The organism is Arenimonas sp. SCN 70-307 (assembly GCF_001724815.1).
Taxonomy (GTDB): Bacteria; Pseudomonadota; Gammaproteobacteria; order Xanthomonadales; family Xanthomonadaceae; genus Arenimonas.
Genome location: NZ_MEDO01000014.1, coordinates 260,614 through 274,461 on the forward strand (window position 1 = coordinate 260,614; position 13,848 = coordinate 274,461).

Consider the following 13,848-nt stretch of genomic DNA (forward strand, 5'->3'; position numbering starts at 1 on the left):
GAAAACAGAGCCAGCTCAGGCAAGCAGCAATCGCTCAAGATGCGCCACGATGCGCTCGCCAGTGCGCCCGTCCCACAGCGGCGGAACGCTGCCTTGCTTCCAACTACCGGCAAACAAGCGGTCCAGCGCGGGTTTGAGGTTCGCGGGCGTGGTGCCAATCAGTTCATTGGTTCCAAGTTCCACCGTCTCCGGGCGCTCAGTATTGTCACGTAAAGTTAGACAAGGCACACCCATGACTGTGGTCTCCTCTGTGATGCCGCCAGAATCGGTGATTACGCCCTTTGCATGCTTCACAAGCCAGTTGAACTCCAGATAGGGCTGCGGGTCCACGAGGTAAATGTTGGCCGGGAAGCCCGGCAAGACGCGCAGCGTCTTGGCGGTGCGCGGATGGACCGGGAACATCACCGGCAGGCCGCGGACGCCTTCCCCGATAGCCTGCAGCAAGCACGCGAGGCCGTCTGCGCTGTCCACGTTAGCTGGGCGATGCAGGGTGATGACAAAGTATCCGCCGGGCTGCAGCCCCAAGTCCTGCACGAAGGCCGGGGCGCGCAGGCGTGGCATGTTCCCCAGAAGGGTGTCGATCATGGTGTTGCCGACGAAGAATATGCGGCGTTCGTCGATGCCCGCGCGGCGCAGGTTGGCGTTGGCGTGTTCGCTGGTGGTGAAGAACCAGTTGGTCACTGAATCGGTGACCAGGCGGTTGATTTCCTCCGGCATGGTCCAGTCCCAGGAGCGGATGCCGGCTTCCACGTGCGCCACCGGCACATGCAGCTTCTGCGCGGTGATAGCGCAGGCCATAGTGGAGGTCACGTCGCCCACCACCAGACAGCAGTCGCTCCGCCGGGCGAGGAGCAGCCTCTCGTAACCCACCATGATTGCGGCTGTCTGTTCGGCTTGGCTACCAGACCCCACTTCAAGGTTCACGTCTGGCGCAGGTATTCCCAGCTGATCAAAGAAATCTCGGGACATGCGCGGATCATAATGTTGGCCGGTGTGCACCAGCCGCCAGCCCAAGGGGCCGCCAGCATCTCTCCGCGCCTGCATCGCATGCAATATCGGCGAAATCTTCATGAAATTGGGGCGCGCCCCAGCAATGACATCCACCAACATCGTCGGGCACCTCATGCAAGCTCAGCCAGGGAGGTTGGCACTCGTGGCAACCCAGGAAAGACCTTCCAGATGAGCCTCGACTGGGGGAAAACCAGCACCCAAGCAGTAACAAATATGCAGGCCAGGTAGGTCCACAACCCCTGGTGAGCCACGTACCATTCTTCCAGACCGCCCTTATAAGGCATGATCACCTCGTCGTAAAAACGCTCCGGTTCCTTGCTGGAATGCATCAGCTCTTCCTCATCGCGAAAGACGATGGAGCCGATTCCGGAGAGGCCGGGGCGGACCTTGATGATCTGCGCCTGCGACTGCGGCGGGAATGCGTCGAAGCATCGCTTGGTTTGCGGACGCGGCCCGATGATGCTCATGTCGCCCTTGAAGACGTTAATCAGCTGCGGTAACTCGTTGATTTTTGTCTTGCGCAGGAGACGGCCGAACGGCAGTACGCGAGGGTCGCCCTTTACCGTGACGGTACCGGTTCCGATGTTCGGACTGTCTTTAAGCATGGTGGCAAACTTGTACAGGCCGAAAGACTGTCCACCTCGCCCTACTCGTTGCTGCACGAAAAAGACTTCGCCCTCCCCGGTAATGCGCAGGATCAGGACTACCGGAATCAGCAGCGGGGAGAGGACCAGCAGGGCCACGCTGGAGAAAAGGATGTCAAGGAGACGCTGCATGACTTACATCCGACTATCGAGGTACTTGCCAGTTTCCTTATGCTGGAACTCTGGCAGCATGTGGTTGAACAACTCCACCAGTTCGGACTTATCCCAGGTGGGCTGGGCGCGCAGGCGTTCGAGAGTGGCCAGGAAATACTCGAGCTTGGCCTCCTCATAGACCGGGTCATTGCTGATCACGCCAATGGCCTGGAATCGATCCATGTCCAGCGATTCGGCGCCGGTGTAGAACTCCTCAAAGTCCTTCTCGCCAGTTGTGTCACTCGCAAAGAAGTACACCGGCCACTGCTTGCGGGCGATCAGTTCGCTGGCACGACCGCGGGCCTCGTCCTCGCTGGCGCACTCCACCGGCTCGAAACCAAGCGCTTGCAGGTAGCGCACGGCGATGTCGGAAAAGCGAGTCAGGTCCAGCTGCTCGCTGAGCTTGGGGAAGAAGATGTCGCGGTTCTCGCCCAGCAAACAAGAGCTCAAGCAAAGCTCACCAGACTCCTGCGGGGTCACGAAGTAGCGGCGCACATCGTTAGGCGCGGAGATGGGCTGGCGCTTGGCAAAGCGCTGGTTGAAGCCGTGCAGCAAAGAACCGTCGGAGAATGCCACGTTGGCGAATCGCGCAGTGGAGATGGGCAGCGACTGGCTGGCGCGCATCAGGAACATTTCCATGATCCGCTTACTGGCGCCCATCATGTTGACCGGGTTGGCAGCCTTGTCGGTGGAGACGCAGAAATACTTGCGCGCTCCGCCTACCCGAGCGTGGGCGATGGTGCCAATGGTGTTCAGCACGTTGACCTCGATCATTCGCATCAGCGTGAACGGGTCTTTCTCGCTGCGGACGTGCTTGAGCGCGGAGAGGTTGAGCACATAGTCATAGCCGGACTCCGCCGTCATCAGTGCGGAAAACTCAAGGCTGCCGCAGTCAATGGCGAAGGTGCGGAAATCGCCATCAATGTAGCCAAGCGTGCTACGGATTTCACGCACCAGCTCGACCATGTTGTTCTCGCTGATGTCCACCACATGCAGCGCCCGCGGCTTACGCTTGAATATCTCGCGCGTGACCGCTTGGCCGATGGAACCGGCGCCGCCGATGACGAGGAAGCGGCTCGACCGCGCAAGACCGGAGAGTTCGGCTTCGTGGGCCTGGATGTCGCGATCAAACAAAGGGCGGTCGCGCCCGATTAACTCAAGAATGTTCATCTGCACTCAATGGCTGTTGATATGTAGCCGCAGTTCCGCGACGGCCGCTGCCAACCCAAGTCTTTGGAAGGTGTCGAGCAGTTCTCCAGCGCATCGGGTAGGTCCTCAAAAAGAGCTCGTGCGCCTCGGGCGGCGTGACAAACTGCAATGGGGTCCAGATAGAGCGCATGTTCAAGGATCTGGCAGGGATGCTGGGCGCAAAGCCCAGGAGATGCGAAAACCGGCTCCGGGAAATCCTTCAGGTTACTGGTGACGATCGTTCCGGAACCGCACTTGATAGCCGCGACCAGCATATGCCGGTCGCCAGGATCGGGAAGGTGAAAGGCTGACTCTATCCACTCGTAGTCGGTCACCAAGCAGCGTAGTACCTCGTCGTCGATCAGATTGCGGTCCGTTCCAGCAAGCGAAATAACCGCTCAGCCCCGGAGGGGCGTCATCGCCCCGTCCGGCACGCTGGACGGCAGGTTTACCACCCTCGCCTCCAGCCAATATGAGTTCTCCAGCCCGTCGTGCTGGCAGTTCTTGAACATTTCCAGCCGGGACATCAAGCGCCATACCGGTCGGGTCATCACGCCGTTGGCGTTGGTGTATTCCAAGAAAGCATCGCGCTGCACTTCGTTCTCCAGCATGATGGCGTTCAGCCACCTGTTGGCGGTAGCTCCGGAGATGGGTTGCACGAAGCGCACGCCGGCGCCTTGGAAGAACTCCGCGTAGCGCCGCGCAACCTCCGTCTTGATGGCCAGCATTTCCGACAGGCGCCCCATCTGCGCACAACCCAGTGCGGCATTGAGGTTGGGCAGGCGGTAGTTGTAGCCCACCTCGTCATGCACGAACTCGTACGGGTGCGGGATCTTGGCCGTGGTGGTGAGGTGCTTGGCGCGCTGAGCCAGCGCCTCGTCATCGGTGACGATCATTCCGCCGCCGCCGGTGGTAATCACCTTGTTGCCGTTGAAGCTGAGCGTGGCCAGTTTGCCGAAAGTGCCAGTGTGCTGCGTGCCTGCGTAGCTGCCCAGAGATTCCGCTGCATCTTCCACCACGGGAATGGCGTACTCGCCACACACGGCAACCACCTCCGCGATTCGCAACGGGAAGCCGAAGGTGTGCATGGGGACGCAAGCGGCGATGCGTTTTCCGGTGGCACGGTTGTACGCCTGCCCGTCGCGGAGCTCGGCATGGGCTGACAGCCAGCGGCGCAGGGCATCCGGACTCAGACCGAGGGTATCGCGATCCACGTCGATGAAGACGGGCACCGCCCCGGCATAGGTCAGCGCACTGCAGGTGGCGATGAAGGTCAGTGCCTGGCATAGCACCTCATCACCGCGCTGCACGCCGGCCAGCTGCAGGGCCACGTGCAGCGCGGCGGTGCCGTTGACGGTAGCGATGGCGTACTTCGCGCCGGTGAAGGCGGCAATCTGCTGCTCGAACTCAGTGACCTTCGCGCCCACAGAGGAGACGAAGTTGGAGTCGATGCAATCGATCAGATACTTGCGCTCGTCGCCTTCGAAAACGGGACGATGTAGCGGGACAAATCCGTCGCCATAGATGCTCCGGACAAACGCAACCACGTCGGCAGCAATTCTGCTGTTTGGGTGCTGGCTCATCAGGGCCTCACAGCCGGGCCGTTGCATGGTTCTGAAGAAACCACTGGTAGGTTCCTCGCAAGCCGTCCTCCAGTCCGATCGAGGCCCGCCACCCCAGCGCGTTCAGGCGCGACACGTCCAGGAGCTTGCGTGGCGTCCCGTCCGGCTTGTCCGGATCCGTGGAGACCCGACCTTCAAAGCCAACGACGCGGGCGATGCGCATTGCCAACTCAAGAACCGGAATATCCTCGCCCACCCCGACATTGAGGAATTGCTCATCAGAGTAGTTGCGCATCAGGAAGACACAGGCGTCCGCCAAGTCATCCACGTGCAGGAACTCGCGGCGTGGAGTGCCCGTCCCCCAGATCACCACCTCGCTCGCACCCTGCTCCGCCGCCTCGTGGAAGCGGCGGATCAACGCGGGCACCACGTGGGAGTTCTCGGGGTGGAAGTTGTCGCCAGGGCCGTAGAGATTGGTCGGCATCAGGCTGATCGCATCAAACCCGTATTGCCGCCGGTAGGCCTGGCATAGTTTGATGCCTGCAATCTTGGCCACGGCGTACCACTCATTGGTCGGCTCCAGAGAGCCTGTCAACAAGTGCTCTTCCCGCATCGGCTGCGGCGCGTGCTTCGGGTAGATACACGATGAACCCAGGAAGCACAGCTTTCGGACCCCGTGCTTCCAGGCGGAATGGATGACATTGGTTTGGATGACCAGATTGTCGTGGATGAACTCAGCGGGGAAGGCGTTGTTGGCATGGATACCACCGACCTTTGCCGCTGCGAGGAACACGTAGTCCGGCCTATTGGCGGCAAACCAGGCATCCACCGCGGCCTGATTACCCAAGTCCAGAACGTTCCTCCTAGGCGCCAGCACCGCGCCCAGACCCTGGCGCTGCAGCGCGCGGCAGATTGCGCTGCCGACCATGCCGCCTGCACCAGCCACGAAAATCCGACTTGCACCATCCATTTTCATTCCTTGAACCGAAAAGCGCGGTAGCCATTGTTCTCAATCAGCGCGTCTTGCCGGGCCCGCGCCAGATCCCAATCCACCATCTCCGTAACGAGCTCATCGAAACTCGTTCGTGGGGTCCAGCCAAGCTTCTCTCGTGCCTTGCTCGCGTCGCCAAGCAACGTCTCCACTTCCGCTGGCCGGAAATAGCGTGGATCAACGGCCACGATCCGTGCACCCGGGCGCGCATGGCAATCGTCCGGCGCATCGGCCAATACACCATACTCACCAGACCCCTCGCCATTCCATTCGACCTTCATGCCAAGCCGGGAAGCAGCCGCATTCACGAAATCCCGCACCGACTTCTGCTGGCCGGTGGCGATCACGAAATCATCGGGCTCGTCCTGCTGCAGCATCAACCACTGCGCTTCTACATAGTCCCGCGCGTGACCCCAATCGCGCAGTGCATTGAGGTTGCCAAGGTAAAGGCAGTCGTCCAAGCCGAGGAAGATCCGGGACAGGGCGCGCGTGATCTTGCGGGTCACGAAGGTCTCGCCGCGCAGGGGGGATTCGTGATTGAACAGGATGCCGCTGCATGCGTACATGCCGTACGACTCCCGATAGTTCACCGTGATCCAGTGGCCATACAGCTTGGCAACGCCATAGGGCGAGCGTGGGTAGAAAGGCGTGGTCTCCCGTTGCGGAGTTTCCTGCACCTCGCCGAACATCTCGGACGTCGATGCCTGATAGAAGCGCACCCGCTTTTCCATGCCCAGGATGCGGATCGCCTCCAGCAGGCGCAGGGGGCCGATAGCATCACTGTTGGCCGTGTACTCCGGACTTTCGAACGACACCGCCACGTGGCTCTGTGCGCCCAGATTGTAGACCTCATCCGGCTGGACTTCCTGCATCACGCGGATCAGGTTGGTGGAGTCCGTCAAGTCGCCGTAATGCAGCACGAGCCTCGGGTCCGGTTCGTGCGGATCCTGATACAGGTGGTCGATACGTTGGGTGTTGAACTGGGACGCGCGGCGTTTGATGCCGTGTACCTCGTAGCCCTTCCCCAAGAGGAACTCGGTAAGATAGGCCCCATCCTGGCCCGTCACACCGGTCAACAATGCTCGTTTCTTCATGGCTCTTGCTTCTTTTCCATCTGTTGGTGGGCCGGAGAAGCCCCCTGGATCCATCCCATCAATCGGTAGTAGATCACCCCTGTCACCTCGTGCATGGCACGCGTGCTGCGCGACAATGCGCTCGCACTGGGTATTATCCTGTGCAGCCGGAACCCCGATTCTTCGTAAGACGAGTGGTCGGTCGCCACCGGGATGAGCCGCACGCCCACATCTGCAAGGGCTCCCACGGCACGGCGCATGTGAGCTGCCGACGTGACCACCAATACTGTGTCGATATTGTAGCGGTCGAGCAGCGGCGGCAATTCAACCGCATGGCCGCGCGTGGTCAAGGCCGCTTGTTCCATGACGATGGCATGGCGAGGCACCCCCATTTCCTCCAAGAATATCGCGCCCGCCTCAGCTTCAGTTAGTCCGGCGGGGTGATGCGGATTGCGCCCGCCACTGACGATGATGCGTGGCGCGCGACCCGCCCGATACAAGCGCGCGGCATGCCAGTAGCGATTCACCTGACCGCCAGCTTGGGGATACAGCAACTGCCCGTTTCCGCTATTGAAGGCGCCGCCGAGCACCAGAATCGCGTCGGCAGCTGGCGCATCTTCGACCCGAGCCTGCGGCCAGTCCCGCTCCAGTCCTCCCAGCAGCCAGTCGGCGACGCCGGGCGTTGAGAACCCCCAAAGAACCATCGTCCCGGTTACAAGAACGAACCGCCCGGCTCGTGGACGTTTCAGGATTAGCAAGCACAGCCCCCCGATCAGAAGCATGAGGCTGATGCCAAGTGGTTCGACGAGGAAGGACAGGAGTTTTGTCAGTTCATACATCATTGACGTGCTCCAAAGAGGGTGCGCTCAAGCTTTTATCCCCCCACCTTCGCGAACATCCTGCGTAAACTCAACGAGGAGATAATCATTGGGGAGCTCCCCCAGCAGCCTCGCGTGTGGATTTCGTTCGTGCGAGCGCATCACGGCACGGTTATGACGGGAAATGGTCGTCATGCATCGGAAGCCCGCGCGCCAAGCGATGTGGTACATGATCTGGTTCATCACGCGCCCAATGCCGCGACGTTCGAATTCCTTGTCGATCAAACGTCCGACAAAGCAACGGCGATTCCAGAAACAGCGCAGGAAGAAATACCCGCAAATCTCATCCTTCTCCCATACGCCAAACATCAGGAACGCCGGGTTGGATAGCATGCGCCCGAGGGTACGCGGGTCGAAACCATGAGGCTGGAAGTATCTGAGCCGATCTTCGCCCTGCCGCTCGATCAATAAGGAAAGTGCCAGCAAATCCGACGCGCCCAGTGACCTGAACTCAAAGCCCGGCAACAGGAATTCGCTGCAAACCTCGTCGACGACGCCTCTCATTCTGGATGCGTGCCGGAACGCGAACAATCTTGCATTCAGCCAGTCAACCAGAGTCCACAAAACAGGAAGTCGGTGCTTCACGAATAGCAACGTCCGCGCGATCAAGCGACCTCCAGAAGGTGCTTGAGACCTTGCCGCACCGGCAACTGCCACACCAGCTTGCACCAGTCGTGATTGCCCTCGATCATGCCGGGCCCGCCCGGCGTGATCACCACATCCCAACCAATGGAACGGTTCTGCGGATGTTTGACGCTGGCCCTGCGAACGAGCGCCAGAGCTTCCTCCCAGAACGGCACCTGGAATCCGACGATGGAGGTGCCGGTGATCGGATGAATCTCCTCCGAGGCCCGTGTGATGTCGGAATAGACGCCCGGACCTGTCACGATGCCAGTTTTCTCGTCGATAGGTGCGGCAAGATTCCCAGCCGCCAGATTGTCCACATGGCAATTCACCGAGATTCGCAAGCGGCATCCAAGGATGCGTACGTGTCCGGCATTGTCCAAAAGCGTGAAGATCCGAACCGTATTTACGGCGGACGGAGAAAGCGCCTGCAATGCAGGATGCTGCTCGACAAATGCCTCTACCATGTCGAGACCGCGCTCCTGCATCCATGCAACTAGGACGTCTGGCCGCAAGTCCGTAGTCCTGTGGACCTGGACGGTGGATCCGCACTTCCCGTTGGACGTTTTAAACACAAGGCGCTCGTGCTCTTTCAACAGGCGACCAGCCAGCGACGGATCGTGGGTCAGTTCGTCGATGGACCAGAGCGAATGGCGAAAGAACTCACGGTAGGCACGGTAGAACCGACGCTTGTCATCCAGCAGGCCTCGCTCGGCAGTGGGGTTGGCCCGGAGCTGGAACTCGTACATCGTGCCCGTGCCGGCCCACGTGGATTTCTGCTCGGGCGTCAACATGGCGAACCCGAATTGATACCACTCTAGGGGCGAAATGTTGTAACGCAGGGAATCACGCACGAACGCGAACACCTGCCGCGCGTACCCCATACCCTCCCATTTCCGCGCATGGCGCATGAAGCGCCGCAACAACGACCAATTCATGCTCCGGAAGTAGTAACCCAGATAGATGACTCGACGCAACAGTCTCACTCCACTGCCTCCATTCGGTCGATCAGCTGGTCGACACTCACAAACTCCACTTCAGGCCAGCGTTCGACAATGCGCCGCAGTAACCGGCGTAGTGCATCCAAGCCATAAGTGCGGTTAGCTTCGTCCAAATGTCCGCCGTAGTTCACACGATGCGAACTGATGATGGCTGGCCGGCCCCAGCGGAACGCCGCGGCGACTTGGGCCGTCGCGTGCTCGACCGGTTCAACGCCCATGTCCGTGCATGGCTCGAACACAACGTTGCGTACCACTGTCATGTGAACCTGACCTCGCTGGCGTCCGCTATGATTCATCTCACGCCGCTGCTCGCCGTTCCCCATCGCGCGAACGCAGCGCAGCGGCTTGTCGATAGAGCGCACCCCACCCTCCTCTACTACGCGGTACAGCGAGGGATGCAGCTGCAGCGCAGGGGGAGTGAACGTGACAGAGCGGAGCCCCCAGACTTTCTGGAAGAGGTCCAGTCCGTTCCGCAGGATTTCCTCATGCCGAGCCAGCTCCGAGCGCGCATGCAAACCGAAGGCATGCGTAAAGCCCACGCCGGGCATGGATGGCTCGCCGGAGAGGGCAGCCACGCTGTTGTTCTCAAGATTGACCCTGAGTTCGGTCGACCCTGACCGAAGCTTGTGCTCGAACAGATCAACGTTGAAATGTTCGCGGCCGTGGAACTGCGGCTGGATCAGCCCCTTGCGAATGCCCTCCTGCCACAGCGCCCATGCGCCCTCGTATGCCGGGCGCTGCTCATAGGACAACCTGGCGAAAGTCTGTGGTACCGACTCATATTCGTAATTCTTGCCACCCTCGCGAATGCGCGCGAAATCCGGATTCGCGGAAAGTGCGTATGCAGTAAAGATCGCCGGGCGACCGTCACCCCCGCGTACGGAGTCAAGCACGGTGAACAAGGCTTCAAGATCCTGGCGCGTTTCAACAGCATCCAGCCGATCGAACCGCCCCGATATATCAAGGCCCGCGCGTTGTAAATTGCCCAACGCCTTGGCAGACGCCACGCGCACACTGCAATAGTCATCGACTGCGAATGCAACAAACTTGCGCGGCGCTCGCCAGCCACGCAGGTTTTTTAGGTTGTCGAGCAATGCTTGCTTGATCATTTCGTGGCGCGGGACTCGAAGTAAAGTGAAACAAAATGGCCGGCATTTGCACGGGTGAATTGCGTGGCCGCCTTCGCGGCATTCTCGGCCATCTGCTCCAGCGCCGGTGGTCGCGAGGCCATGGCTTTGACGAAGAGCGCAATTTCATCAATCTGCGAGGCGTCTAAGCAACACGCATGACCGAAGTGCGCTGCGTAACGCGCCAACTCGCTCTCGCCCGACGCGATATAGAGCGAGGGTATGCCCATGCTCATCAGGTTGTAGGCCTTGCTGGGCACCGAACCCTGGGCCACCCGGCCATCTAGCAAGACGACGCCCAAGTCAGCCGCCGATAGCGAGTAGGGGAACATATCGTCAGACTGGAACGGCAGCATCTGAACGTTCGCAAGACCGGCCTCCTCGACCCGTCGCCGGATCGCCGGCTCACGCGGGCCACGACCAATGATCTGGAAAAGAACGCGCGGATCGTCTTTCAGCCGTTCCGCCACGTCGATCAGCAACTCAACATTGTGCGTGAGGCCGATGTTACCCGAATACTGGACAACAAAGCGCCCCCCTATCCCGTGTTCGGTAATGAAGGGATTGTCCTCCCGTGGGACGTGCTCCCCGCCCTGGAAGATGGACCAGATAGGCTGGATGCTCAGGCGCTCGCGCGGCACATAGGCGGCCAGTGCATCCGCCATCACCTCGCCGATGGTGAAGATACGGTGGGCCTTGCGGAATGAGCGACGGTTCAACCATGCCCATGCACGGTACAAGGGGTGAGACGGGCGCATCCCCGTGATCTTCAGGGTGTCAGGATAGATGTCCCAGATCACCATGCTGAAGCGATGCGGCAGCAGCAGATTCAATAGGTAGCCCATTGGCGGCACCGATACGAACAACACCTCGTGTCGGCGGTATCGCGTCATGAGGAGCCACCACATGCGAACCAGGGCGAATGCGAACGATGCTGCCTTCTTCCACGCAGGGCGTTCGTACCAACGGTTGATCCACCGAACCTCGATATCGGGGTTCAGCGCCTCCCCCTGCTCATGCACGCCACCAGTGATCAGGGTCACCGAGTCGAAACGCCGGTTGAAGGCATTGACAAAGCCGACGGTAAGGTAGTTTGCGGCTTGGTTGAGGACGACGAGGCGACACCCCCCCAATTCTTGTTCAGGATTCACTGGATGAAAGCGCCTTCAGACAATGTAGTGCTGCTAGAGCCCAATCCACGGGCGAACGCCTCTTCGAACAACGACACGTATTCCGCAAAGCGCTCGGTGCGGTCATATTTCCTGACCGCATGGCTGCGGCACATTTGACGAAGATTCTCCCGGTCGAGCGCCGCAATCTCCGTTACAGCCATTGCCAAGCCGGCTATATCCCCCTGTGCAACGACGCGACCGACATCGCCCGTTACTGACTCAGGGCTGCCTCCGGTGGCATAAGTTATCACTGGCGTGCCGCACGCCAGCGCTTCGAGATTCGTAGTAGGGAAATTGTCGCCATAGGTCGGGTTAACGAAAACACTCGCAGACGAATATAGCGCCGCCAATTCGGCCACGTTTTGAGTTCTTGGCACCCCCTCAATTCCCTTGGGCAATCGCCGCAACTGGCGGGGCTCCAGTCCGACAAGCATGACTCCAAAACCAGATGCCAAAAACTGGCGAAGTTGGAAGAAATCATCCAGTCCCTTTGCCTGGTTCCAGTGGTTTGCCACACCCAACACGATCGGTCGGGCACCACTTTCGGGCGTTGGCTTGAAAGCATCGATATCGATGCCATTCGGGATCACTCGGGTGGGGAATTTACCAAGGTAAGACTGGGACACAATCCGCGCCAACCAGCGACTCGGCACCACAAGGGTCAACGACCCCGCCGCACCGAACAACTCGCGCTTCTGGTTCCAGTTACGCCGACTGTTGTCAACCAGACTTCTAGGATAGTAGGAGGTCATGGGACATTTGCTGCAGCCGGCTTTCCACTTATCACACGCAAATCGATCGAAGTTTGCGCAATGTCCTGTCAAAGGCCAGCAATCGTGCAGCGTCCATACGATAGGAACTCGCTCCGAGATCAGATAGTCGAAAAGAATCGGCACATTCAGATAGTAGCCATGAAGGTTATGCAGACCCACCACATCCGGCCTGATCTTCTCTAACCAGCGAACTAGTCGCCGCGTGGCTTGCCTGGATCCCAGACCTTGTCCATCTAGAAAATATGAGTGCAGCCCGTGATGAAGATGATCTGCAAGGCCGGATATCCGGTAAATCTGGGTTGGGCCAGGATTAGCAGCACGGCCATACGCAGCCCAAACTTGATGGCCACGCTTTCGTGCGGCCTCGGCGATACCCTCCACAATGCGGCCCGTGCTGCCCGTGTTATACACGGAATTAATTTGAACTATCTTCAAGCACTACCCCCCCCCCGCAGCACAACCGTATACGGCCCTCGCCAATGAGGCGGCTCCATAGAACTCTGGCGGCATTCATCAGACGCTACCACACGCGCGCAGAAAATCTTGGGCAATCCGGGAATTTTCGAGATGCGCCACAGACTTCTTGGCATTCGCTGCCAGGCATTCGCGTAGTTCTTGATCAGAGATAAGCTCCATTAATCTCTGAGAGAATTGATGCTCGTCATGCGTCCGCACCAGATAGCCGTTGAATCCATCAACGACAAGATCTCCGGGGCCAGCGTCGCAATCGTATGCAATACAGGGCAAGCCAAACGATAACGCCTCGGCAAGCGCATTGGGAAATCCCTCGGAATCAGACGCAAACGCAAAGATTGAGGCGCGCCTGTAATACTCAGCCACGTTCCGTTGTTTTCCCTCGAAGCTTACCCATTGATCGACTTTCAGTGCCGACGCAATTTGCTTGAGATTCCCCATTTCAGAGAATCCTTGAGCATCGTCACCAACGATGATGAGCCGCCAGTCGTCCCGTCGCGCGGCGGCGAACATATGAATGAGTCGATCAACATTCTTGGAAGGGATGAGACGCCCAACAAAGAGAACTTCGTTCCTCTTGGGTGCCTGTGAGGCGTTTGGCCAAGATGCGAGCGGGTTTGGAATGACTTCAATCACACGCTGCTTTGGAACCTTTTCCTTGATCACGCGCGCTGCTCGGCTTGTCTGGACGATCACGCACCCGGCGCTCGCATACAGCCATGACCGCAAGAATTCTTGGATCGTCCCGAGTGGTTTGTTGGGGTTGGATCGATCCGCCACCACTACGTCTACGCCCAGTCCCTTGGCGGAGAGCAATGCGAGGCTATTCCAGTATTCACCAAAATTTAAAAATACCGATGGCTTGATTCGGCGAATAACGCGACGAATGAACCCCATAGTCCGGAGAGTCGATAAAATTCGATGCCGATCGGAAAATGTGAAATCCGGGACATGAATCGTGACCTTGGGGGATATCTGGTAGAAGACCTCAGGTTTCTTGCCGTAAAGAATGCAGTGCACCTCCACATTGGGCCATTCTGCAAAAGCATTAAGCAATGTAGAAGCCACACGTTCGGTACCGCCAGCACATAGCGAATGGAGGCCGACCAAGATCGTCTTCAATGGTTTACCCATGTTTGTGGTCGATGTCATTTCATTCAACCGCTTCTTTCCGTCT

Annotated in this window: 14 protein-coding genes; all 14 read right to left on the bottom strand. The window is 59.1% G+C overall.

Annotated elements, in window-relative coordinates; all coding sequences use genetic code 11:
• Positions 1-15: 15 nt before the first annotated feature.
• The gene (gene wecB / locus ABS41_RS07505; protein WP_290592494.1) at positions 16-1,110 is read right to left on the bottom strand and encodes a UDP-N-acetylglucosamine 2-epimerase (non-hydrolyzing); all 1,095 of its coding nucleotides are present in this window, start codon (positions 1,108-1,110) and stop codon (positions 16-18) included.
• An 11-nt stretch (positions 1,111-1,121) separates the two neighbouring features.
• The gene (locus ABS41_RS07510) at positions 1,122-1,787 is read right to left on the bottom strand and encodes a sugar transferase (protein WP_290592496.1); all 666 of its coding nucleotides are present in this window, start codon (positions 1,785-1,787) and stop codon (positions 1,122-1,124) included.
• Positions 1,788-1,790: 3 nt separating this feature from the next.
• The gene (locus ABS41_RS07515; protein WP_290592498.1) at positions 1,791-2,978 is read right to left on the bottom strand and encodes a UDP-N-acetylglucosamine 4,6-dehydratase; all 1,188 of its coding nucleotides are present in this window, start codon (positions 2,976-2,978) and stop codon (positions 1,791-1,793) included.
• Complete coding sequence (locus tag ABS41_RS07520) at positions 2,975-3,331, bottom strand: hypothetical protein (protein ID WP_290592500.1); 357 nt, start codon at positions 3,329-3,331, stop codon at positions 2,975-2,977. The genes ABS41_RS07515 and ABS41_RS07520 overlap by 4 nt, the downstream gene beginning before the upstream one ends.
• 63 nt (positions 3,332-3,394) lie before the next feature.
• Positions 3,395-4,579 (bottom strand): LegC family aminotransferase, encoded by a 1,185-nt coding sequence (locus ABS41_RS07525; RefSeq protein WP_290592502.1) that lies wholly within the window; start codon positions 4,577-4,579, stop codon positions 3,395-3,397.
• A 7-nt stretch (positions 4,580-4,586) separates the two neighbouring features.
• The gene (locus ABS41_RS07530) at positions 4,587-5,528 is read right to left on the bottom strand and encodes a GDP-L-fucose synthase (protein WP_290592504.1); all 942 of its coding nucleotides are present in this window, start codon (positions 5,526-5,528) and stop codon (positions 4,587-4,589) included.
• A 2-nt stretch (positions 5,529-5,530) separates the two neighbouring features.
• Positions 5,531-6,643 (bottom strand): GDP-mannose 4,6-dehydratase, encoded by a 1,113-nt coding sequence (gene gmd / locus ABS41_RS07535; protein ID WP_290592506.1) that lies wholly within the window; start codon positions 6,641-6,643, stop codon positions 5,531-5,533.
• Positions 6,640-7,464, bottom strand: a complete 825-nt coding sequence (locus ABS41_RS07540; protein WP_290592508.1) for a YdcF family protein — start codon at positions 7,462-7,464, stop codon at positions 6,640-6,642. Before ABS41_RS07540 ends, gmd begins: the two co-directional genes overlap by 4 nt.
• 24 nt (positions 7,465-7,488) lie before the next feature.
• Positions 7,489-8,004, bottom strand: a complete 516-nt coding sequence (locus ABS41_RS07545) for a GNAT family N-acetyltransferase (protein ID WP_290592510.1) — start codon at positions 8,002-8,004, stop codon at positions 7,489-7,491.
• Positions 8,005-8,105: 101 nt separating this feature from the next.
• On the bottom strand, positions 8,106-9,101 hold the full coding sequence (locus ABS41_RS07550; RefSeq protein WP_290592512.1) for a sugar-transfer associated ATP-grasp domain-containing protein: 996 nt from the start codon (positions 9,099-9,101) through the stop codon (positions 8,106-8,108).
• 5 nt (positions 9,102-9,106) lie between these two features.
• Positions 9,107-10,234 (bottom strand): hypothetical protein, encoded by a 1,128-nt coding sequence (locus tag ABS41_RS07555; protein WP_290592514.1) that lies wholly within the window; start codon positions 10,232-10,234, stop codon positions 9,107-9,109.
• Complete coding sequence (locus ABS41_RS07560) at positions 10,231-11,403, bottom strand: glycosyltransferase family 4 protein (protein WP_290592516.1); 1,173 nt, start codon at positions 11,401-11,403, stop codon at positions 10,231-10,233. Before ABS41_RS07560 ends, ABS41_RS07555 begins: the two co-directional genes overlap by 4 nt.
• Positions 11,400-12,608, bottom strand: a complete 1,209-nt coding sequence (locus ABS41_RS07565; protein WP_290592518.1) for a glycosyltransferase — start codon at positions 12,606-12,608, stop codon at positions 11,400-11,402. The genes ABS41_RS07560 and ABS41_RS07565 overlap by 4 nt, the downstream gene beginning before the upstream one ends.
• A gap of 102 nt (positions 12,609-12,710) precedes the next feature.
• Positions 12,711-13,793, bottom strand: coding sequence for a glycosyltransferase (locus ABS41_RS07570; RefSeq protein WP_290592520.1), 1,083 nt, complete (start codon positions 13,791-13,793; stop codon positions 12,711-12,713).
• Between the last annotated feature and the right edge of the window lie 55 nt (positions 13,794-13,848).